Source organism: Stieleria marina (genome assembly GCA_007741555.1).
Taxonomy (GTDB): Bacteria; Planctomycetota; Planctomycetia; order Pirellulales; family Pirellulaceae; genus K23-9.
In genome coordinates, this window is the sequence record CP036526.1 from 7,493,736 (window position 1) to 7,516,997 (window position 23,262).

General features: G+C 54.8%; 16 protein-coding genes and 1 CRISPR repeat array. Of the genes, 4 read left to right on the forward strand and 12 right to left on the reverse strand.

The window, feature by feature from the left end; translation table 11 throughout:
• Nucleotides 1-18: 18 nt before the first annotated feature.
• Entirely contained in the window at nt 19-1,632 is a 1,614-nt protein-coding gene (locus tag K239x_RS26570; protein WP_145422601.1) for an amidophosphoribosyltransferase, read from the reverse strand.
• A 232-nt stretch (nt 1,633-1,864) separates the two neighbouring features.
• Here K239x_RS26570 and proB point away from each other — a divergent pair, with 232 nt between their 5' ends.
• Nucleotides 1,865-3,016 (forward strand): glutamate 5-kinase, encoded by a 1,152-nt coding sequence (gene proB, locus K239x_RS26575; protein WP_145421310.1) that lies wholly within the window; start codon nt 1,865-1,867, stop codon nt 3,014-3,016.
• A gap of 49 nt (nt 3,017-3,065) precedes the next feature.
• A CRISPR array of direct repeats spans nt 3,066-4,121; the repeat unit is 36 nt; unit sequence GCTTCAATGAGGCCGCGTTCGGATGAACGCGGAAAG.
• A gap of 191 nt (nt 4,122-4,312) precedes the next feature.
• Here the strand turns inward: proB and cas4g/cas1g are convergent.
• From cas4g/cas1g to K239x_RS26605, 6 genes are all read right to left on the reverse strand, one after another.
• The gene (gene cas4g/cas1g / locus K239x_RS26580) at nt 4,313-6,427 is read right to left on the reverse strand and encodes a CRISPR-associated endonuclease Cas4g/Cas1g (RefSeq protein WP_145421311.1); all 2,115 of its coding nucleotides are present in this window, start codon (nt 6,425-6,427) and stop codon (nt 4,313-4,315) included.
• 39 nt (nt 6,428-6,466) lie between these two features.
• Entirely contained in the window at nt 6,467-6,979 is a 513-nt protein-coding gene (cas2, locus tag K239x_RS28980; protein WP_419189426.1) for a CRISPR-associated endonuclease Cas2, read from the reverse strand.
• 89 nt (nt 6,980-7,068) lie between these two features.
• A complete protein-coding gene (cas3g, locus tag K239x_RS26590) occupies nt 7,069-11,196 on the reverse strand; it encodes a type I-G CRISPR-associated helicase/endonuclease Cas3g (protein ID WP_145421312.1) in 4,128 nt (1,375 codons plus the stop codon).
• Nucleotides 11,193-12,797, reverse strand: coding sequence for a type I-G CRISPR-associated protein Csb2 (csb2, locus tag K239x_RS26595; RefSeq protein ID WP_419189427.1), 1,605 nt, complete (start codon nt 12,795-12,797; stop codon nt 11,193-11,195). Before csb2 ends, cas3g begins: the two co-directional genes overlap by 4 nt.
• 161 nt (nt 12,798-12,958) lie before the next feature.
• Nucleotides 12,959-14,131: a type I-G CRISPR-associated RAMP protein Csb1/Cas7g gene (gene cas7g, locus K239x_RS26600; protein ID WP_145422603.1), complete on the reverse strand. Its 1,173-nt coding sequence runs from the start codon at nt 14,129-14,131 to the stop codon at nt 12,959-12,961.
• Between the two features lie 57 nt (nt 14,132-14,188).
• Nucleotides 14,189-14,407, reverse strand: a complete 219-nt coding sequence (locus K239x_RS26605; protein WP_145421323.1) for a hypothetical protein — start codon at nt 14,405-14,407, stop codon at nt 14,189-14,191.
• Between the two features lie 268 nt (nt 14,408-14,675).
• Here K239x_RS26605 and K239x_RS28985 point away from each other — a divergent pair, with 268 nt between their 5' ends.
• Genes K239x_RS28985 through K239x_RS26615 form a run of 3 tightly spaced genes read left to right on the forward strand, consistent with a single transcriptional unit; the run spans nt 14,676 to nt 15,506 of the window.
• Nucleotides 14,676-14,834, forward strand: a complete 159-nt coding sequence (locus K239x_RS28985; protein WP_419189428.1) for a hypothetical protein — start codon at nt 14,676-14,678, stop codon at nt 14,832-14,834.
• 37 nt (nt 14,835-14,871) lie between these two features.
• Nucleotides 14,872-15,120 (forward strand): hypothetical protein, encoded by a 249-nt coding sequence (locus tag K239x_RS26610; protein ID WP_145421325.1) that lies wholly within the window; start codon nt 14,872-14,874, stop codon nt 15,118-15,120.
• Nucleotides 15,121-15,140: 20 nt separating this feature from the next.
• Entirely contained in the window at nt 15,141-15,506 is a 366-nt protein-coding gene (locus K239x_RS26615; protein WP_145421327.1) for a helix-turn-helix domain-containing protein, read from the forward strand.
• A gap of 8 nt (nt 15,507-15,514) precedes the next feature.
• Here the strand turns inward: K239x_RS26615 and K239x_RS26620 are convergent, their stop codons facing one another.
• The 5 genes from K239x_RS26620 to K239x_RS26640 form a co-directional block, all read right to left on the reverse strand.
• Nucleotides 15,515-16,537, reverse strand: a complete 1,023-nt coding sequence (locus tag K239x_RS26620) for a helix-turn-helix transcriptional regulator (protein WP_145421330.1) — start codon at nt 16,535-16,537, stop codon at nt 15,515-15,517.
• A gap of 137 nt (nt 16,538-16,674) precedes the next feature.
• A complete protein-coding gene (locus tag K239x_RS26625; RefSeq protein WP_419189429.1) occupies nt 16,675-17,547 on the reverse strand; it encodes an alpha/beta hydrolase family protein in 873 nt (290 codons plus the stop codon).
• Between the two features lie 20 nt (nt 17,548-17,567).
• Nucleotides 17,568-21,479, reverse strand: a complete 3,912-nt coding sequence (locus K239x_RS26630; protein WP_145421334.1) for an FtsK/SpoIIIE domain-containing protein — start codon at nt 21,477-21,479, stop codon at nt 17,568-17,570.
• 53 nt (nt 21,480-21,532) lie between these two features.
• Entirely contained in the window at nt 21,533-21,787 is a 255-nt protein-coding gene (locus K239x_RS26635) for a hypothetical protein (protein ID WP_145421336.1), read from the reverse strand.
• A gap of 31 nt (nt 21,788-21,818) precedes the next feature.
• Nucleotides 21,819-23,234, reverse strand: coding sequence for a HEAT repeat domain-containing protein (locus K239x_RS26640; RefSeq protein ID WP_419189430.1), 1,416 nt, complete (start codon nt 23,232-23,234; stop codon nt 21,819-21,821).
• Between the last annotated feature and the right edge of the window lie 28 nt (nt 23,235-23,262).

Consider the following 23,262-nt stretch of genomic DNA (forward strand, 5'->3'; position numbering starts at 1 on the left):
GCCCCGAAAGGACAGCGACTAGTCTTGCGACATCACCTCAGCCAGCTGCTCGTAGGTTCGTTGACTGTCGACCTTGCTGCCTCGATTGTCCAACGCAATTTGGTACAGATGCTGTCCGATGTCAGTGGGATACTTTCCAGTCACGCACGCACGACAAAGATGATCAGCCGGTTTTCCAATGGCACGCGCGATTGCTTCGACGGGCAAATACCTTAGCGTATCGGCCCCTAAGTCATCGGCCAATTTTTGCTGCGATTCGTCCGTTAATTCGCCATCAATCCCGAAATACTTCGGGGCAATCAGCTGATCAATTGTACTCATGTCGATGCCGTAAAAACACGGCGCCACAATCGGCGGACATGCGACCCGAACATGGATCTCTTTGGCGCCGCCCACATCACGAATTCGATCCAACAAGACATTCATCGTCGTGCTGCGGACGATCGAATCTTCGACCAAGATGATGCGTTTGCCTTCCAGCACTTCGCGCAAAGGCGTGTACTTGGTCGCGGCCTTGGCTTTTCGTGCGCGACCGCCTTCGATAAAGGTTCGGCCTGCGTAACGATTGCGAATCAATCCTTCGCGACAGGGGATCGATAATTCGTAGGCCATCGCATCGGCAGCCGCTTTACTGGTATCCGGAACCGGCACGATGATTGTGTCGGGATCGTCGAGCGGCACCATATCCAGCTTTCTTTCCGCCCGCGCCAATTCTTCGCCCAAGTGCGTACGGCTCATGTACACACTGCGATCATCAAGCGTACTGGCCACATTGGCGAAATAAATCCACTCAAAGAAACAGTGTGCCGGGGTCCGTTCAGGCGCAAAACGCTCCATCCGAAAACCCGTCTTCGGGTCGATGATGATCGCATGTCCGGGCGGCAGTGATTTGATCTGTTCGTTTTCAAAGCCCAGATTCAGCAGCGCCACACTTTCGCTGGCTGCGGCAAACAATGGTCCTTCATGCACGTAGCACATCGGTTTGACGCCCAACGGATCGCGAGCGACGATCATCTCGCCTTCGGCCGTCAGTAAAGCCAGCGAATACGCGCCGTCGAAACCTTCGGTCGTTTGCTTCAACACATCGATCCAGTCCATGCGTCCATCCGCGTTGGACAGAATGCGACCAAATTCGTGCAACATGATTTCGGTGTCGGTGTCCAACGACAAGTGATGGTCGCCGTCAGCCAGTAGCCGCTCGCGCAACAATCCATAATTGGACAGTTGACCGTTAAAACAAAAACTAAACCACTTGCGTTTGTGGATGTGCTTTCGTTCGAACGGCTGAGCATAGTTGCGATCATCTTGGCCGCACGTCGCATAACGCACGTGCCCGATCGCCGCCGAACCGGCGTAGGTTTTCATCAACGCTTCTACCTTGGCGCGATGATTCAGACGAAAAACTTCCGTCACCGTACCGACATCTTTGCGAGTCCGGAGCAAATTAGGCCGGTCGCTGCTGTAAGTGGTCATGCCAGCGGCCAGCTGACCGCGATTTTGGATATCCAGCAGCATTCGAGGCAGGAGACGCGAAATTTGCCGCGGGCCTTCGTCGGTACACATCGGACTGCGGCCGCAGCCAGACATGTGATAAATGGCTGCCACACCACACTCGTGATGGATTTCACTCATATTGAGAGATTCGTCCGATTTGGATGAACGCATTGAATCAACACGACAGGCAGATGTGCGTATCGCGTTTCGGTTAGCCTCGAATGTAAGACGCCCTTCCAAGGCCGTCGATTCCCCCTGACAATGACGCCAAACGAAAGGGAACTCGAAGCAGCGACATCGTACCATCGCTGCCTCGAAAAACTATCGCTTGCTCGTCCTTTTGTGACCCAATTTTGATAACGTTCGTACTGTGCCCGCTCCCAACACACATGTTTCTCGCACTCAAGTGATTCAAAACGCTCAGAGCGTGATTGTAAAAGTCGGCACGCGCGTGCTGACAACTGCTGAAGGAAAACTGGATCGAAACCGAGTCAACCTGCTGGCCGCCGGTCTTTGCCGCATCGCCCAAACGGGCCGGCAAACCATCATGGTCAGCAGCGGTGCGGTGGGCGCTGGAATCGGAAAACTCGGGCTCGATGCACGCCCCAGCGGGTTATCACAGCTGCAAGCCGTCGCGGCAGTCGGCCAAACCGACCTGATCCAAGCCTACGAATCAGCGATTTCGGCAAGCGGTCGCCATGCCGCCCAGGTCCTGCTGACACGCGCGGACCTGCGTCGCCGGACGGGCTATTTGCACGTTCGTAATGCCCTATCCCAAATCCACAGCTTCGGCGCGATCGCTGTCGTCAACGAAAACGACTCGGTCGCGGTGGGGGAGTTGATGACCACGTTTGGCGACAATGATCGTTTGGCGGCCGAGCTTTCGGGACTGCTCAACAACGCGTTGTTGATCATCCTTTCGGATATCGACGGGCTCTATGACGGTTCGCCCAGTGATCCCGACAGCAAGTGCATCGATGTTGTCGACTCGCTCGACGACAGCATTTTTGCTCTCGCACAGGATCGCACCAGCACGGTTAGCAAAGGAGGGATGGCAAGCAAACTGGCTGCCGCCCAGATCGCGACCTCGTACGGACACTCCGCCATCATCGGTCCCGGACGCGACGACACAGTGCTGGACAAAATCATGGCCGGCGAAAAGATCGGCACTTTGTTTGTCGCCAATGACAAATCGATCCGCGGACGGCGCCGCTGGATCGGAAATGCCGCCGCGGTGGCAGGTACGCTGCACTTGGACGCAGGCGCCGCGCGTGCAGTCAGGCAAACCGGCAGCAGCCTGCTGGCCATCGGCATCAAGCAAGTCGACGGCACGTTCAAACGAGGAAGTGTCGTCGCCATCGTCGATGACCAAGGCAACGAATTGGCACGCGGTCTGTGCAACTACCCGTCCGACGAAGTCGAAAAGATCCTAGGACAAGCAAGCGATCAGATCGCCGAAATCCTAGGACACTGCCCCTACGAAAATGTCGTTCACCGAGACAACTTAACGCTCAACCCCTAATCACCCAGCCGAACTGACAAACGACCAGGATTTAGACTCAACAACGGTCGCTCCAACGAGGCCGCGTTCGGATGAACGCGGAAAGCCAATGATTCTGGCTGGCTTCTTGCACTGGACTCATGGCTTCAATGAGGCCGCGTTCGGATGAACGCGGAAAGCCAGGCGTGACGCTGATCACTTCGCGAGGGATTTGCAGCTTCAATGAGGCCGCGTTCGGATGAACGCGGAAAGCTGCACTCCTGTTGCGATGCTCACACGCCGGGACCACGCTTCAATGAGGCCGCGTTCGGATGAACGCGGAAAGGCCGCCGCGATTGTCTTGATTCACTTCGCCAAACGTGCTTCAATGAGGCCGCGTTCGGATGAACGCGGAAAGCGTATCATGATCAAATCCAACGAAGCCGCAGTGGGTAGGCTTCAATGAGGCCGCGTTCGGATGAACGCGGAAAGATGGCCCTTCGTAGCCTGATACACCGTTGCTGATGATGCTTCAATGAGGCCGCGTTCGGATGAACGCGGAAAGACTTGGGACACTGGATCAATCACGCTTGACGCCGCCGCTTCAATGAGGCCGCGTTCGGATGAACGCGGAAAGGCCTCTGGCGATCCGTTTGCATCGACGCACTTGCCGACGCTTCAATGAGGCCGCGTTCGGATGAACGCGGAAAGCTGTGTGGTAGTAGCCGCAACAGACTTGCTTTGTGTTGCTTCAATGAGGCCGCGTTCGGATGAACGCGGAAAGCCGCGGCTTTCCGTTTTGATTCGCTGACGGCCTCTGGCTTCAATGAGGCCGCGTTCGGATGAACGCGGAAAGAGAAGGGCTGTTGATGCACCCGAAAGGCATACCACGGCTTCAATGAGGCCGCGTTCGGATGAACGCGGAAAGATCACCACCACCGCGGGCGAACCGGTCAAAGGCGTAGCTTCAATGAGGCCGCGTTCGGATGAACGCGGAAAGAAGAAGGGCGGCTGGGACTTGATTTTATGTGACGTGCTTCAATGAGGCCGCGTTCGGATGAACGCGGAAAGTTGTCGTTGGTTTGTACTGCTCGCGATCGAAAGTCAAATCGCTTCAATGAGGCCGCGTTCGGATGAACGCGGAAAGAGCTCTTGCGAGCGGCGCGGCAATTTACTGGTTTTTTCACTGATTTGCGAGTGGGTCCGTTTTGGTTCATGTCCCTGCCTGCCGAATCCCCGCTTCAACGTGCGTTTCGGATCGTCTTTCGCTGGACTTCGAGCGGTGGCGGGAAATACGACGCCACCCAGCCGCTCGCAGGATTGATTCGGCAAAGAAAGCTATCGCGTTTCGAATACAGGATACGTCGGAATTTCGCCCGTCAGTAGTCTGGCAACCAACCTTGTTTGAATCTCCAGCAAGCGGCGATAGCTGACCCGGTAGTCAAACAAGGGATGCGTCACCAACTGGTCCATCCGTTGTTCGTATGCCAACAAAAAATGCTTGCGGCCTGTCTTGCTTAGCACCACCGATTCACCGGCGACTAGAAAATGCTCTGGCGTGACCATTCGGTTGTTGATCGCCGTCAAAACGACCGAGTCGGCGATCAACGGTCGAAACGGCTCCATCAAGTCCAGGGCGAGTGCTGGCTTGCCCGGCTTGATTTGATGATAAAAACCAAGGTAGGGATCCAGCCCCACCGCGGTCGCTGCAACAACGCAGTCTTTGGTCAACAAACTGTAAGCCAAGGACAACAACGCATTGACCGGGTCTCGCGGAGGACGTCGATTGCGACCAAGAAAATTGAAGGCCGGGCGACGTTTTGACAACGCAGATCCAGGCGATGACTCTAAGCTGCAATCGACTTTCAACATCCCTGCAAACGATTGAAAGTAGGCTCGTCCAGCAGCCCCTTCGACACCCAACAACGATGCAAGACTAGCCGCGTCCAAGGCGTGATCGGACAAACGTTTCAACTCACGCAGTGTCACGGACGATGGTTCACGGTGATTACGCATCAACAATGTACGTTGGTTGCGAATTTTCCCTCGCACGATTTGCCGGGCCAAATCCAAACAAGAAGTTGGTTGATCGGCGAATCGGAATTGTTCACGACGCACCTGAATATTCTTAACACCCAATGAGTGAGTGATGCCGTAAAAGTAGCCTTTTTGAGTGAAGTAGACGACCGGGATGTCCAAGTTCAGCATCGTCTGGATGGCTTGAGTGGAAAGCTGCACATTGCCGAACAAATTGACCTGGTTGATTTCCTGAAGTCGAATCTGCTGCACGATCTTGCCTTCGACTTTAGCTTGTAGCACTTCGCTTTGCTTGCCGATCCACATGCCTTGCGTGTTGAAATACACCGGCCGGCGTTCGTCCCGAGCCGTCAACATGGGCCGGACACTGATGGTGTCGCTGGCGGGCGAATCGGATGCTTCACCAGTAGGCAGTCCCAATCGTCGTGTTTCATCTGGCAGACAAATCCCCACCAAACTACAGCGTGGGCACTTAGGGCTATCGGACAACGGAGGCGGAATCGTACCACTCCGTCGCAACGCTCGCGCAGCATCGACAGCATGCCGAGTCTGTGTGAGCAATTCATCGGTTAATGCAATGGAAACGCGTTGGCGAGTTTCGTTGAAGTACAACACGCCACCGTCACAGCGATAGCCGTTGTCTTGCAGCACCAAAGCTTGCAGCGCCACTTGAACGCGTTCAGGCAACCAAGCTCCGGCCGTTCCATCGGCATTTTGGCGCGGCCGGCCACGTTTGTAGTCCACCGGCGTGGCGGCATCCCCCGACGCTTCGATCAAGTCCATTTTGGCAATCACACCCAGCGTATCACTGCTAAGCATGACGCTGCGACGATGAATGATTTTAGCTGCAGCGGCGGCAACACTTGCGTCACGTGCATTTTCTTCGGTCAAATCAGGTTGCGAAGGTTCACACGCATTGGAACGGTCCAGCAGTTCTAACGCTTCGGAATCCACTCCCGCGAATTCGACGTCGGCGGGTTCGCAGTCCGTTTCCGATGCCATGTCGTTGTCAGTAGAATCAGCGTGATCGTCGCCGAACAGTGACTCCGGCTGAACGTGCTTGCTCCGGCGACGCGTTTTGGGGGCGTGGTCTTGTTCCGTTTCGCCATCGGTGCGATCTTGCGCGTCGCGTGGAATCGTTTCGGCCATCAGATCGTGCAGAACCCCGCCTGGGGCCAGAGTGGTTGCGGCAGCGTCCAGGCCACCCGTACCAGAATCAACGCGGCGGTGTACGAATTGCCCGTCAACCGTATCGACGCTGTTGGCGAATTGTCCTTCGACGTGCATCAGATAAAACAGCCGTGGGCAATAGACAAATTCGTTTACCATCCGCGCCGGCAGGTAATCGATCTCGGATGCTTGCTCTGAGGCAAAATCATCCGAGTGTGGCTGCTTGTCAGGCTGGTTGTGAATCATGGCACTTCTTTATCGAGGATCGAACAGGTTCAAATTTCGTCACACCACCAAACACGGAGCCGCCATCGCGGAGTAAGGTTTGCCAATTGCCTGGACCAGGCTTTCGCTTCGAGTCGCTGCGGCCCCCAGATCGATCACCAACACTTGGTCTTCGTCGTGATGAATGATGTCTGCCAGTTGCCCGCGTAGCCGAATCAAATCCGACGCGGTGAGATGGCATTCAAAAACGCTGTACTGAAGATGGTCGCCCCAATTGCGTAGACACTTAAACGTCTGCCGAAGCCGCCGAGCTTCGCAAATGTCATAAGTCACCAGATAGATTCGCCGCATGGGTAAGCCTCTTTCTTTCAGAATCGATTCTTCGTTGATTTCATCGGTCAATGGAACAGAGGAAGTCAAGCGTTCAGCGAGACCACTCGTTTCAAAAAGTAGCAGGCACGCTCCGCCGTGCCGCCCGCATCGAACTGCCAAAATTGCGACGGCACGGCCGAGCGAGCCTGCGAGCACTTCATCGCGATCGGGGATCTTTCGACATGCAGTCAGCGAATCCATCGCCCAGCCTGAGATTCGGGCCGGGCGATGAGTTGATGACTTCGCAAACAACCTGATTGAGAAAGAACGATTCTTTGGACTTCGACTGCTTACACGGACTCAACGTGACTAAAGTTGAAGTACTTGTCGTTTCGCACTCGCCGGACACGTTTCACGATCGCCACACCATGTTGGCTGAGTCGAAAATCGTTGGGGTCCGCGAAGTGGTTTTCGCTACTATGCAGCAAAGATTTCACCGCATCTATAGTCATGGGAATCGTCCATACTGGCCAGGAAAAACAGGTCTCGCGGACGATGCGTTTGAAGGCGGTGGTTTGTAAGCTCAGGGCACCTGTTCGCGACCCGACCAGTGCGGTTGGAAAAAACGACAGGGCTTCAATCGCCAGATAATTGGCACCCAACATGGTCATCGCGGGATCACTGCTGGGATTCTTCCACCGATGAGCATAGGGACGATCTTCGGCGGGGTCCCATCGCAGACTTCGGCCACGCCCAACATCGTCGTATGCCCATGGACTGAAAAGAGTTTTTTCGATGTGTTCCCAAGTCGTCTGTTCACGAATGACTCGCATCAAATCCAGCATGCGTTGGTGCCCGGAACCTTTGGTCATGTAGAGCTCGGAGTGTTCGATCACTCGCTCTTTCGCCGATCGTTTCTGCGAACACTCGTTGCCCAACGCCGCAGCTATGTCGCAGTCCAAACGATTTTGTCGCGGATCGATCAGGTACTTGCCGAGAAGTTCGTTCGCAACCGCATGGAACCTCTTAGGACAGGCTGTAATTTTGCCTGCACCTTTGGCGTCTGGTTCTAGTTCATCGAACTTATTTAGTGCCGCTGCAATGTCTGTAGTGATGTGGTCGCAGGCGATTTTTTCAATCTGCTGGGCGTTGATGGGTTCTGGGCCGATCAGGAATGGACGCCAAGCACCGTCGTGGACATCCCAGTACAGCTGCACCGGCATCTCAAACGCATCGTTGATGATGCGGAAGAGTCCCAGTGTGGCAAGAAAGCCCAGCGGGTTATCCGCTTCGATCCCGGTGAGGCACAAACCACCAGCGTCAGCTTTGGTGCTTGTGCTACCCGCTTTGATCACAAAAGCGGGACCATCGTTTTGGTCGTGACGCCCCTCTGATTCCTCGCGGCTGATTTGCTGATCGGCGATTCGCAGAACAGATTCCAAATAGGCCGTTCCCCACGCACCATATTGTTGTTGAATTCTCCAGAACCGTGACGCAATCGCAGCACGGCTAAGTGCATCGACGGCTTCGTTGCGATCGTCTATCACCTGTTCGATCCCAATTGAATGAAGATCTACCGGTGGCGGATCATCATCTTGGCAGGGCGGCATCCAAGGACGACCGTGTCCGTGGTGCGCAGCGATCAAATGCAGTAGCAGCGGGTCGTTTGAAAGGTTCAAGTGATCCACAAGCTGGAAACTCAATAGTTCGTGCCGAAAGTTCGTTGGTAGTCCTGCTCGCTGATGGTCACGCCGGCGATCGTACTGCGTTCTGGCGGCCCGACTAGATTTGGCCAATAGACTCCGCCGCAGCCAAGCCTCACGCGTGGAACCCCCGAACAATACCGACTGGAATCGCGGATCGGCTTTTCCAAGGTCATGTAGTTCACCAGCGCGACCCATTGTCGTCGCCAAGTCACCTAACCCGATGGTTTCGCCCAGCCGCTTTGCACGATTACGCACCCGGCAAAGGTGATCTCGCAACAAGATAGGAACATCCGACGAAGCAGAGTTTGCATCGTCAAAATCCAAATTGGCGGACTCAACCGATTCCCTATCAGTCAATTTAAGCACATCGCGTCGGACGAGACGCTTCTTTGCTGAAATGATGACACTGTGTTGTCCTACCTGTGGCGTTTGGCCACTGTCGACCAGCCAATTTGCAATGCGTTTCAGTTCACCCACAAATTGAAAACCTATCGATGATGATTCCTCGGACGTTTCCCTGTCACGCATTCGCTTGATCGTGCCCGACGGCAGCAGTCCTGCGTTTTCTTGTAGCGGATACAGGCGGACTTGAGGTTTCCAGCTTGACCGAAGCGCGGCTTGATCGGCGACATCGACTTGCAGCAGACTCACGATTTGCTCGCTGTTGTCTGCGTCAATTCGGGTCACCGCAGGATCGGGAATGTTGCTGGGAACATGCCCCAGTTGGGACCATCCGCCAGCAGAAACCGGCATCACCAACGTGTCGCCGGGACGAATTTGGCTGGTGTTGGTGCAAACCACCGACTCATCGGGTCCACGCCAAATAACGGGCCGACTACCTAGTGCAATGAAGTCATCCTCCTGTTTGACATCAGCTACGAAAGCTTGATCGGCATCGCCAAGCGATAGCGACTGCCCCGACAGAAATTCTTTGACCGTACGAATCGAAATGGCCATACACTCGGGCGAAGTCGGAGGCGCTTCGCTGACGGTTGCGGTCAGATGTCTTTGATCGATCGTGACAAACTGTTTCGATCCATCGACCGTTTTTACTTCGGCAAGATCGGCTCGCCAACAGATCAGCACGTCGGTTTCGCGTGATTGGCGTCCATGCAAAAAAACGCCCACGTCGGGATCGGGATGAACCGTGATGGCGTGTTTGCGATCAGATTGAGCGTCGTCGCTGGGAACAAAAAACTGATAAGTCTGCGAAAGGAGGTCAACGTGTGACGGGAGCAACGTCGTGGTTTCTGGTTCATCGATCAGCAGGTTCTTGGCTACCTGTGTATTCAACGCAAGCAGTTGGTCCCACTGCTGGTCCATCGCTGAACCACCGAAATCGACTCGATCGTCGTCACCGATCGATTGCAGCCATCGAAATGTACGAATCAGCGCCGCACCGTAGACCGGATCGACATCGTTAGATCTGATTCGTTTATCAAGTTGTGCTTCGGTCAGGTCATAGTCGCCGCGGATGACGACCTCGCCTTGGCAATCGACTGCGCGTCCGCCTCGGTTCAGCCGTCCAAACCGTTGTCGCAGGGCATCCAAACTGGCGGCTTCGCTAATCATTCGATCAAAATCCAAGTCCGCGCCAACTTCCAGACACTGCGTCGAAACGACCACGATCGGCTTTGAGTTTTCCGTTTCGCTATTGGTGCCCAGCGATCCTTGGAGTTTTCGCGCGGTCTGATCCCGGTCAATCGGTCTCATTCGCCCAATCATCAAGTGCAGGTCGATGTCAAACCTCTTCGTGTTCAGCAACTCGTGAAGCGCCCGCGCGGTGGCGATCCGGTTCACGACGATGGCGATCGAACCGATGCCGTCTTCCAAATGCCTTTGCACACGGACTGAAAGGTCTTTTGCCAATTGCTTCAGAACTTTCTTTCCTTTGGCCGATTTCGCGACGCTTAGATGCACGGGCTTCTTCGTTTGATACCGCGTGACCAAAGGCGATTCATTATCAGCCAAATCGGTTTTCTTGCAGAGCCGAAAGATTCGATCCTCGGCCACACGGTTGGCTCGTGCTGGCAAGGTGGCCGTCATTTGAACGATCGACATGGGCTTAGCGATCGGTGTCGAATCGGCCGTTTGACGAAGCTGATACTTGCGAATCGTTTCCACGGTTTCCCCCATCGCGGTCGCGGTATGGGCTTCATCCAAAATCAGCAGGCTGTCGGTTGCCGTCAGTGCAGCCTGTAGCGGCCGCGCCATCGGCGAAATTCCATAGCCACGAAACAACATTCGGGAACCAACTTGGTCGACTGTACTGGTCACAATCATGGGTTGCACCAATGAACCGGCCCATTGGTTGGTACGGTAAAAACCGCCCCGTAGCGAGTGAACTTCCAGCGGGCAACGATTCTTTTCGTCCATCACGCGGCCGTCACTATCCGCCAATTTTCGCAATTGTAAGGCGACCTGTATCGATGCCGAATCATCGCTACGGAAAAGACTCTGCTGAAGATGGTCTGCCATTTTTCGCGCCGATCGATCGGCTTCGTCGACCACAATCCGGCGATCGATGACAAAAAAGATCCGCGTAGCCGCAGTTCGTTCTGCCGGAGGTAAATCGGCTTGCGCGGCCAGCGAAAAAACGGCGATGTCCAACACCGATGTCTTGCCACTGCCGGTGGGAAGTTGAATGAAATCCCGCCAACCGGTTTGGAGCACCTCTTGGCACATACGAACCTGCCAAGGATATGGTGCATGGCCATGCACTTCGCGAAAGAACGCTTGGAAGGTTTCGATATTCAATTTTGAATCGCTCATGATTTGACCTGACCTTTCACATTGACAGGTTTGCAAAAACCGTAACCGCGGAACCGGCCAGACCCAAGGATGACGGGACCTTGGACTGGCGATGCGAATTCAATCAACGCGTGCGTTTGCATCCGCCGTGTCTTTCCGTCGGAGTGTTTCATTAGCGGAAATCCGGTGCGCGATGGACTAGCTGATGGGACACCGGGCAGAAATCCGTGCTTTTCGACGCGAATCGATTTAGGCTGCGGAAGCCCAATGTGTCGGCAAGATCGTCCAATGATGTCGCCCACTTCCTGACGCCAGCCACCTGGATCTTTTTGACGATCGGTTTTCGGATGCCGATCCAGAACGATCGGAGTAGCCGTTGCCCAAACGTGACTTGATCGCGACCAGGTTTCTGGCGTCAACGCTTTCGGTGGACGCATGCGGTCTTCCCGGCGAATGCTCCAAACACCATTTCGCCCAAGGGTAAGTTGTTGATCGATCGAATTGCCAAACTCGTCGACCAAGAATTCGCCAAGACCGGTTGCTTTGTCTCGGTCGGTAAGATCGCGTGGCAAGACAATCCCCACGCCCAGTAAGTGACCATCGGCGTACTCTCGTTCTTTGCAACCTCGCAAATCGACGCTGCCACCGATGAAAGGTAGCGGAACCAATGCGAGATGAACTTTCTCGGTTGACGAACCGTCGGCATCGTGTCCGGTGATCCAACTAGGCGCAGACGAACCAACTTTGCTCAAGACCGCATTGCGAAGCATACCGCAAACTTCCAGCGTTGATTCCAGTCCCAAAGCTGGTCCGTCAATCCGGGTCATCGCGATCAACACTGGGTCGAACAGCGTCGTCAGTGTTTGATCAGTTTCGTCTGATACGCTTTCGCGTTGGTAAACAGCGGTAGTACCAACGAATGGGCGGCGACTGTCTGGCAGTCCGCCTGGAAATCGCTCTTTGAGTTCCTTCTTCGCGGCATTCTTTTCTTTGGTCGTTTCTGCATCGCGTGCAGTAAGCGTCAGTTCGGCGAATTGGTCGATCGCCTCGCCATTGAATGACCGGTCCAGCGATTTCAACAAGCCAGCCGACGGCACGCGAACGCTTTCTGATGATCCGTTTGCGCGATGGACGTGGTTCCAGCGTTCCATCGACGCATCGTCCGTCTCGGCTGGTTCTGCTTCGATCCAACAATGCACAAGCGAAGACGAATGTCCAATGCGGACCAACTTGCCAGCCAACGAACGAAGACTATCGAGATGTTCCTTAGGAATCTCCACCTCCCAGGTAAACCTGGCGGGGTGGTCGCCAACAAAAGCCGAAGGAAACTGACGTGGTTGCTTGGACCGTTGCGACAAACCGGTGAGTTTATCGTTGATCGGTACGAATACCGTTTGCGTTTCGCGAATTGACGCGACCGGCGCAACGATCGACGGTGGCGGAAGGGCTTCGAGCCATTCGAGAGTTTTGCGCTCCGGTGGCGTCGGGTCATTTTCGTAGTGCGCTGCGGCAAGCGACATGAACAACCTAGCCGGATGAATCGGCCATTCCACGCTGGAGTGCTTCGACGCATTGGCCGCGACCACGCGCTGCGTCAAAAATTGGATTGCGATTGTAAACACAGGAAACCTCTGGTTTGTGAATTCAATGACTGTTCGTAGTCCCGCGACGCCGTTCGCGGGGCCAAGGCGACATCAGTCGTTTTGCCTGCCAGTGTTTGATGACTAAGAGTCATCATGCCCTGCGAACGGCGTCGCAGGACTACGGGATTCGCCTCCAGCGATTAAGCATCCACCGCTTCTGGATCATTCGTCGCCTTCTCTTGGCTGGCACGAACCAGTTTGACAAGCTTCTGCGACGGTTTCAGAACCACGCGCTCGGTTCGCCAGGGCAGCCCCGCTTTTTGTACCGCCGCGACAGCATCGTTGTAGATTGCGATCGCGGTCTCCGAATCCAAGTCAAATGGCTTCGGATCGGACCCCGGTTGATCAAGCAAATCCATCGTGACCTTCGTTTCAGGCCACAACAAACAACGACTTCGCAGATCAAATCCTTGCTCGGTCGCCAGGGCGACCGACAATACGCCGATCGCAGCCACCAATGATTGACCGGCTTGATCACGCTCTCTGGTGTACTCGCCATCGATTGGAAAACGCAAACGCCGAATCGCTGGAAGCGAAATCACCACGCTGTGCTCGGCGTACGCCATCGTCACCCCGCCCTCTTCGATCGTTGGCGGAATGTTGCCGTGGTTGATCGCCGATGGCTTGATCGCGCCTTTCTCTTTTTCCTTCGCCAAATCCCAGTCGTTGTCCTTGGTTTCCTTGACGGGGACCGCCGACACAATTTGCAATGGGTCGATCCGACTAGCAGTCTTTTTGCCAACACTGATGTCGTACCCAATGATCTCGCCGACGAGCGAACGTTGAAACTTCACCCCTAGTCCTCCACGCGGGCCAGTCGAATCCCAAATCCCAAACAGCAGCGAGTGCGGAGAAAGATCCAATAGCGGTGTCGCGTTTTTCAGCGACGCGTAGTCCATCCGCCGACCCAAATCGGACTTGCGAAACGCGGTGCCATCCAATTCACTGTCACGCAAAATCGCATCCGAAATTCGGTGGGGTGCTTCCAATGCAGTGATCCGTGCAACCGGGTTGATCAAATCCGCGTCACTAAAATCGACTTCGACCAGCGGCATTTCAATTTGCTCGCGATCGATCGCCAATTGCAGTGCTTCTTCGCAGCGATTGGCGTGTGACTGCACACTATCGAGCAAGACGCAATCAATCGGTGCATCGCGACCTTCGACGACGCGTTTTTCGATTGCGTAAGCACCGTTCAAATGTGTTGGCGGAAAGACTTTCCCTCCAACGCCATCAGCCGGTTGCAGCCGAGTGCGTCCGCGAAAGGCGCAAGCCGATCCAGAAACGGCCACAGAAAGGTCTTTGTAATTCATTTTTGACACAGTGATGTCCTTTGATGTAGTTGTATTGTTCGAATTTTGAGCGAAGTGCTACTTCGTTTTGCGTGGCAATCCGCCTTTGTCAGCTCCCCGCTTTCGTAGACGCACGAGATGCTGGAGTACCTCGTCTTCGGTCGCACCAGCAACCAAATGCTGAACAGATCGAACGAAGTCTTCCCGCAAAACACGGGAAGTGAGAATTGGCTCCACCGCTGCGGGATGGTCCACGTAAATCTGGCGGATCGCCTGTTCGATGGCAGGACTAGACATTTGCACAATTCCTCAAAATATGAGTTTGGAATTGCGAAGGCAAAAGACGCTGGCACAATAGAAGCATCGTGCTTGGCCTTATTGGCTTCGCGTGATCACAGCACTTCACTTCGCCATTGATCCTGCAAGATGATCGCGAGGTGGGAGTGCTCTCTTTTTGCAAACAGACTTGACGATCTACCTGATGTCAAGGCATTAATGCATAATTCTTGTTTTTTTGTATTTACTAAGACCAATAATGTTTTTGTAAGTGCTATGAAGTAGATTCGTGGAACCCGATTTGATTGAGGTTATGCTTTACGAGTGGTTCGAGATGCTTGCCAAGGCTCTCCAGCTCGAATTCGTTGAAGAATTGCCCTTACAAACACCTGATTTGTACGGCCAGCCCTTTCCGCGCTCACCCGAGTGCGGCTTCGTTGATATTTGATTTTCTGTCGCCCGCTGTTAACATTTATGTAAACACCATGCCGCTTTACTTTTTCCATTGGACGGAAGACATCATTGAGCACCTGACTTTGAACGGAGTCTCTCCAGACGACTTTGAAACAGTCGTGATGGACGAAGCGAGCGAGGTGACGACTAGCCGTTCGACTGGAAGACCCGTTCGTATTGGGTTTACCGATGACGGGCGTTTGCTGCTTTGCGTCTTCGATTGGATCGATGATCAGGAGACGGAAATCGAACCACGAACGGCTTACGAAATTCATGCGTGACCTGTAACCAGGACTGACAAATGCTGAAACGCGATCGCGAAAACATTTATCCCAGAATGACTCCCCAGGAACGCTCTGCGATGGAGCTTGCCATCGCGGAGGAAACCGCTGGCATGGCGCAAAACATTGCGGCCATTGGGCCAGCGGTGGCTCGACTGGAAAGTGAACGGCGAACCTTTGCTGCGTTGGTCGCCGAACTGCGTGCTGCCCGCGAGGCCGCTGGAATCTCTTTGAGCGAAATGGCGACGCGGACCGGCATCCAAAAGTCGGCGCTTTCGCGTCTGGAGAACAGCAAAGCACCCAACCCGACGCTTTCGACTTTGCAGCGCTATGCGGCAGCGATCGACATGACACTGAACGTGTCACTGCAACCGTCGCGGAACTAGCTTGGTTTTCATTTGCCGTCATCATCAGTCACCTCCATGTTGGCAGCCTGATACTGGCGAGCTATCTGAAGGGATTGCGTCCTGATCTCGTCAGCCAAAGATGGTGGTGAAAGCACTTTGGCATCAGCTCCGAACGATAGAATCCATCCGTGCAGTTCGGGGTTGATGGCGATGCGATACATAGCGGTCACGCTGCCATCGGCGTTGGTCGCTAGCTGTTGGCTGTCGTGCCACTTGGATTCCTGCACGGCCCTGGCCGCACCGGGTGAGAAGCGAATCTGAACAACAACCGGATTGCCACCAAAAATGCCGATCGAATCTTTGAAATGGTCTTCGATCTCGGCGTGGGAGGGCATCACGAACGGAAACTCGCTGATCGATGCATCACTGATGCGATCAAGTTTGAAGAGCCGTACTTCGCTGTGTTGTTCGCTGTAGCCGATCACGTACAACGCATTTTGATAGCGACGAAATGCATACGGCGAGATCGGATAAGTGAGCGATTCGGTGCTGCTGCGCGAATGGTACGCTATGAAAACGTTCTTTCGTTCTTCGTGACCGCGAATCAGTTCGTCAATCAGATCCGACTTGTCGCTGTAGTCGACGGAGCGCGGATGCATCAGCGACATCATTTGCCCATAACGGTCACAGTACCGGATTACGTTCTCGCTCAATCCGCTGCGCAGTTTCTTGACCGCCGACTGCGCCGCTTGGCCAATGGGCGTGTTCGCGAGTGAACCAAGCGAACCAGCAAGCAACACCAGCGCATAGGCTTCGTCAAAGGCCAAAGCAGCACCGGTGATGCTGTCGCCATCGAGTTTCCAGCGCTGACGGTTATGATCCTCGATCGATACCGACAGAGGGAAACCAACTTCTTGAAGCCGCACCAGATCGCGGCGGACTGTTTTCAAGCTGACCGCCAGCTCCGACTTCAATTCATCCGCCGTCACTCCCAACCGCCGCGACGAAAGAAGCCGCAAGAGTGAGAGTTGTCGTTGGATCGTGCCGATGCTGCCCGCACTTTCACTCATTGCCGCGTTCCCTGGCCCGCATGTGTGATGGAAGTCTGATGGACCAGACTCTATCAAACATGGTGGGCAACTAGTGTCCAACCAGGGGGGCAGTCGGCGGTTGGAAAGAGATTTCTTGATTGCGAAAGCGGCTGCGGCTACTTGGGCGATGGCTGACCGTGAGTTGTGATGAACTGGATCACGGTGTTGGGTTCGGGGTGGGTGAAGTGATGGCCGTTTGATTTTTCGGTGCCTTCGGGCACGACGATCAATTTCATTTCATGACCGAGATCTTTCAGCCGATCTCGTAGCACGTAAGTGTTTTCGATCGGCGGCACGACGCGATCGTTTTCGCTGACGATGTGCATCACGGGAATGTTGGCTTTGGCGATGATTGCCGCGTGATGAATGGGGAGCTTGTCGTAGGTCGCCGCTTGCGCATCGGTCAGACCGTAGACTTTCAAACATTGCTGCCAGCTGGCCGAATGTCCGACGCCGGTGTATTTGCCGACGGGGCCCTTACCACGAGGCCAAGAATTGAAATCCAACACTGGCGTGTCACAGTAAATGGCTGCGACATGATCGGGATGCATGGCGGCGTAGTTGTAAACAAACAGCCCACCGCGACTGACGCCTTCGAGAACGACTTTGCGATTCAAATCATGCTCGCTGACCAAGCGATCGTAAAACGTTTCGGCTCGCTTGATCACGTTGGGGCAGCCGAACTGATTGGCGACATCCATGTAAGCCAAATGGAATCCTTGGCCGACCAATTCCACGTCCATTTCGGCGTGAAATCCTGGAAAACGGACTCGCCAGATCCAAGGGTTCCCCGGCAGTGCTTTGGTCGGTTTGATCAAGTAGCAATCCGCGTCAGCGTGCCGAAAATGCAACTGATCGTGTCCGTGCCAGTCGGTCTTTTTGGTGTACCACAAATCATCCGCGGGTACCGCGTCTTGTGCAGCGAGTGAACCGGCCGACACAAACAAACAGGTCAACAGCACGAAAAGCAAACGTTTGATCAGGTTCATTGGGATGGGCTGACAAGAAATCATTTTGCTAACCAGCGGCTAACCGCTTGGGCATCGGGAAAATCACATTGACGGAACTTCATGATGCGACCATCCGAATCGTCGTACAACAGCATGGTCGCCGCCGACAATTCGGACGCAATGGGACTGTCGATCAACACTGACGAATCGGACGCATTCATGCGGCCAAGCAATCGTAATTCCAAATCGTGCTGCGATGCACGCGGCAACCATCGTGAAAGGGTTTCGGCACCACCGCAGATCAAAAAGACAAAGACATTTGCCGCGGGACCATCGCGAAGCACTTCACGCATCGCGGTCGGACCGTTTTCGTCCGCGGCTGCGGAGTCGAGCGAAAAGCTAAACGAATCGTCTTGCCGAAATTCGCGAAAACGATCCAGCGGATCGATGATTGCGATGATCGGCGGAGCATCTTCGCTGTCGTCGCCGCGTTGTTTGACAATCTTGTTCAAAGCCACCATTTCGGCTTCGCTATCGCGCGGTTTGATCTGCTTGGCACTGATACCGGCTTCTTCCAGCCACGGCATCATCGACGGCGCGTCATCGGCGCGAGTGCCATCGAAGTACAAGACCTGCAGCTTGGGATGGCTGCGAATGAACGAGGAGACGGTCGATGCAATCAGTGCGCTGCGTGATTCGGGAGGCGTGATCAACAGCACGTTGCGGCCGGCGTTTCGAGTCAACTCCAACGTCGCGGGCGGACCGATTTCGACCGACTCACCCAAGAACCCACGCAGACCATTAGTTTTGGATTCGCCTTTGATGGCCGTATCGGCCAGAGGCCCCGACCAAGCGCACGGTCGATTGCCTTCAAAGACGACCGGCGGTGCATAGTCGGCAATGAATTTGTCATCCCGCTTGGAGATTCTGGCCAGTAGTTTCTTGTGTTCATCCGACGACAACCAAGCCACTTGAAAAGGATGATTGCCTTCGACCAGACCGCCAGCATCGTTGTAGATCGCTTCGCCGGGACGGCTGATCAGTCGCGCCGCGGTATTGTCGTCTGACAAAATCAACGCCGCATCGGATTCGCTGCACTGCATCGCGATTCGCACAGCCATCTGACCTAAGGTCGCCCGCGGCAATGAAAACGCACCCGCCAGCGACTGACTGCTCAGCACAACATGCATTCCAAAGGAACGGCCTTGCCGCACCAATCGGTCCAACAGCATCGCGCAGTCACCAGCCAACCGATCGTCGCGGACAAACAGCTCTTGAAATTCGTCGATGACCAACATAATGCGAGGCAATTCGTCGCCGCGCACGCCGCGATATTCGCTCAGTTCTTGAACGCCATAAGAGCGAAACTTCTCGCCTCGTTCTTGCAGTTCCGCATCCAACCGCTGCAGAACGCTGCGTCCAAATTCGCGTTCGCTTTCGATCCCGATCACACGTGCGTGTGGCATCCCATGGTCGGCGTAAGGTTTAAATTCGACGCCTTTCTTGAAATCCAGCAAGTAGAAATGCAGCTGATCGGGTCGGTAGTGAAATGCTCCGGACGTAATGATCGAATGCAGCAGCGTACTTTTTCCGGAGCCGGTTTTGCCCGCGATCAAAACGTGTTGCCGCACTCCTTCGCCAAGATTCAGACTGAGGCTTCGGTTCGCACCCTGGGTTCCGACCACGATGTCGATTCCGTCGTCGGTGGACGCTTCGCCTTCGTTGTCTTGTTCCAAGAGTGACCGCAGTGGAATTTCGACACGAGACGCCGCCACGGCGGCCGTACCGATTTTTTCGACCAGGGCATTGCGTAGCTGTGACGGCGGTGACGCGTACGGCTGGAACGGCAATTCACCTAGCAGTTGCGAATCGACGTGCCACGAACCGCTTTCGTCCACTTTCAACTTCAGCAGTTTGTCACTGGTCGGCATCGGCATGTCGCCCGGCCACGGTTTGCTGCTGTCGGTGACGATGACCGTAAACACCCCACACCGGATGCCGCTTTCGATCAGGGCCAACAGATGTTTGTAGCTGCTACGCGTCAGTCCTTCGGGCAATCCCACTCCGGCGACAATTCGGTAGGGTTCGGCCATGGAACCGGCGACGTCGTTGTAGTCTTCGATCCGCTGAAACCGATCGCGCAGACTTGACTGCAGGACGTCTTCGACATGGTGCGCGATTTCGCCCAGCCGTTGGTCGATATTGCTTTCGCTGGTCCAGACGCGGTGGCCGACCAGCGAGGGATCGTGATCCGCCAACGCCATGAAACTGGTGAAATGTTGCCCTCGGCCAAGCGGATCGATCAAAGTCAGTTTGACGCGTGATGGCGATACGCCCGTCAAGGTTCGCCAAAGAATCTGGTGCGCCAATTCGATCGCGTTTTCCATTTGCGCCGGTGCCGCTTCGACCACGACCGCGCTGTGCAAACGCCGATGCAACACCACAGGCAACGATGCAGGAATTTCTTCATTGGGAACAATCTGCGGCGTGTCAACGTCGCTGATCACACCGTTGGCGTCCGCCTGATCAGCCGGTGACAGCGACTGACGCAGATTGTCGGCGACCGCCAAGGCTCCCAACGGCAAGTAGTCCAGCTTGGCGATCTTGGTCGCTTCGTTGTCGACAATCGATTGCCAGGGAGCGAACCGTTCTTGAACGGCGGCATCCGTCAAAGCAATCTTTTGCATTCCTTTGTTGACGCCTTGTTTCAGCCGATGCGCCAGTCGCTCTAATTGCCTGCGCCGAAACTCTTGACTGGCTTCACGTTGCGATTGCAAATTTTGGTCGGTTTGCGACAAAGCATCGGTGATTTCGATGGCCAGCGATTCGGCGCGCGTGTGCATCTGGCTACTGACATTGGCATAGTCCGCCAGATATTTTTCGTCCACGGCTGCCAGCGACGCGGTCAGTTTTTCGCGTGCTTCGCGCTGCTCTTCCTTGAGACCACTTTCCAGTTCCGCCAGTTGTTCCAGTTTCCAGCGATCGGCCGCGGCGAGGTGTGATTTGCGGCGATCGATCAATTCTTGCGAAAGTTCGTCGGCCGTCTTCTTGGCGATGTCACGTCCGGTCTGCGCGGCTTCTTCTGCCGCGACCACAATTCGTTCGACGCGCGGATAAAGCTGCCGCGTCATTTTCTTTAGTGGCCACAACAAAATCGCATAGATGACAAACCCCAATACGCCGCCTGTGACAATTCCAATCACCATGGGGATCCAGGGCGGATCGAATTTCATCAGCAGGACGCCGATGATCCAGACCACAATGAAGACGGCCACACCGGCGGGCAGATAAAACGAGTCAACGATTTTGGACGCCGCTCCGGTCTGCATCTCAGTGACGGTCGATTTCAGTTTTCGCGTCAATCGATATACCGTGTCGACCGATTCGGTAACCGATTTGGGCGGAACTTCGGCCATGTTTTCTTCGGGCGACTGCGCCGGCGGAACCGCGGGCAATCCATCCAGTCGCCGCACTGTCAGAGCTCGCGCCCATTCGATGTCTTCTTGCATCGGATCAAGCGAATCGTCGATCGAAGCGATCTCGGCTCGCATCTGATCGATCGGCTGCGACTTTCTGATTTCGTACTGATGGACGACGGCTTCGCGACGGGCGTCGACTTTGCGACCGATATCGCTTTGCCCATCGGCTAGCTTCTTTCGAAAGATCGCGGACAGCCGATTGACTTGCTGACGTGTTTTGATCGCATTCGCTTCGTAAGTCGCCGTCAGCTTTTCTTCTGTTGCGTCCCATTCGTCCAACATTTGTCGCCGCTGACGACGACACTCGTCAGTTTGCTCGCCGCGGCTGGACGCAAGCGATTGTTCTTCTTGGTCTTTTTCGGCGCTGTGACGCTGCATCAGCTCCCGCTGTTTTTCGGCGGAGGATCGACAGCGTTGTGCCAGTCCACTTAGCAATCGTATTTGACGACGGGGATCGAACAGTCCCGGTGGATCGACAGCGGAGTCTTTCATGGTGATGAATCAGTCGTCAACGATCGTACGAACAAGCTTGCTACCAGCTAACACTATAGCTGATCCGGCGACGGACCTTCGTCTGCGAGTGCACGATCCGCTTGACGAATTTTATTGGTAAGTTCGTTTAGCCCAGCCGTAAATCGATTGAGGCTAGGTCCCAGTGAAGCGAGATGCTCTTGTTCAAACCGCCGGCAACGATCATCCCGCCAATCTTCTTTGACATCGGCCCAAAGTTTCGCAAACTCGATAAAGTCTCTTTTGAACCGACTCTCAGCGTCGGTTAGCGTGCCCAATTGAAACGACATGTCGTAGTCTCTTTGGTGGCGGGAGGAAGCGTTAAGAGTTAAACGTCCGCAACATTTTGCGACCTTTGTACAAGTTAAAGATATCGCTTGGACCCAAGGGACGCTGACGGCCAGCGATGGGTTGATCGATTGTTTCTAACCCGTCGGTCACGACGACGCACTGTGTGTTGTCTCGCGTGCCGGTAAAAATGGCGGCCTGTTCGTCCAGCAAAAAACCCAGCATTTCCGGCTTGATGTCATCATAACCGAGATGCTGGAGATGCTGAGCAAACGGCTCAATTGCACGCTTCTGAGCTTCATTGAATTGATCGACACTGATCGTAAAGATGTCGGAATGCTCGGCGTGCCAGCCTGCGTAGATTGCGTAAATATCGTCGATCGACATATCGGCCACGTCAGCGGCCAGCGAATGGGTCGTTGGCCCAGCGATTCCAACATTGCTGAAAACGCGGTCGCCAAAATTGTATTCGAACCGCACTAGAAACACGTCGATCGGATTTTCGAAGCTAGGCCAAAGCATGCGACGTGTGTCGACCACTTCGATATGGGTCGGCGGAACACCCATTTGTTGTGGTTGGCTAAGCCAAAGGGCCAACTCAGCTTCGGCGTTGGCGTTGTCGGTGCGATACTCCTCTTCGATCTCATCGCCGAAACCCAATTCGTCGGCATACTGAATGGCGCGCAATCGGGCCGCCGGATCACCGGCCAATTCGATCAAACGTTCTTGGCCAACGTCATCGCCTAGTTTCGCCAGAGCGCCAGCTGCTTCACATTGAACGCGGCGGTGTCGAAGTTCGACCGTTTGATTCAGTTTGCCAATCGATGACTCGTCACCGATCAATCCCACTGCATCGCACAGGGACACTGCCAGTGCGACGGCTTCGCCCAAAGTGTTTTGCACCGTTTCGACATCGGTTCCAAACGCCCGGGGATTATCCTCGAAACTGCCCAGTCGACCGCTGACTTCGCCCAACAGATGGTTCAGCGCTTGCAACTGTTCGACGGCGGGATGTTCGTCGACGCGACCTTTGCGAGTCAGGTAGTTTGCCAAATCCAACAATGACGCTGCCAGCGAAGGATGGATCAGACACTGCAACACGTCGGGATACAACGCATCGACGGGCCAATCATCGTTTTGCATCAATGGACTTAGAATCTGAGCGGCCTGCATCCATTCTTTGGGAGGACGATCGATCAGGATCGCTTTCAAGATTCCCAGCGATGCAGCCGTTCGCATCATCGCCAGGACTTGCAGCAGCAGGTGCCGGTTGGACGTTTGGTCGGGCAGCGTGGATTCCACCTGATAGATCACTTGCGGATCAATCTTGGCCAACACCACGGCGACTTCATCGATAGGCGCTTGCAACAACTGGGTATGCACGACGCTCAGCAGACCGCCAATGATCGCCGGATCCGACTGATTGATGGCACCGGATTGTTCCACCATGGCTGCCAATGTCGCAAGACCGGCGGCG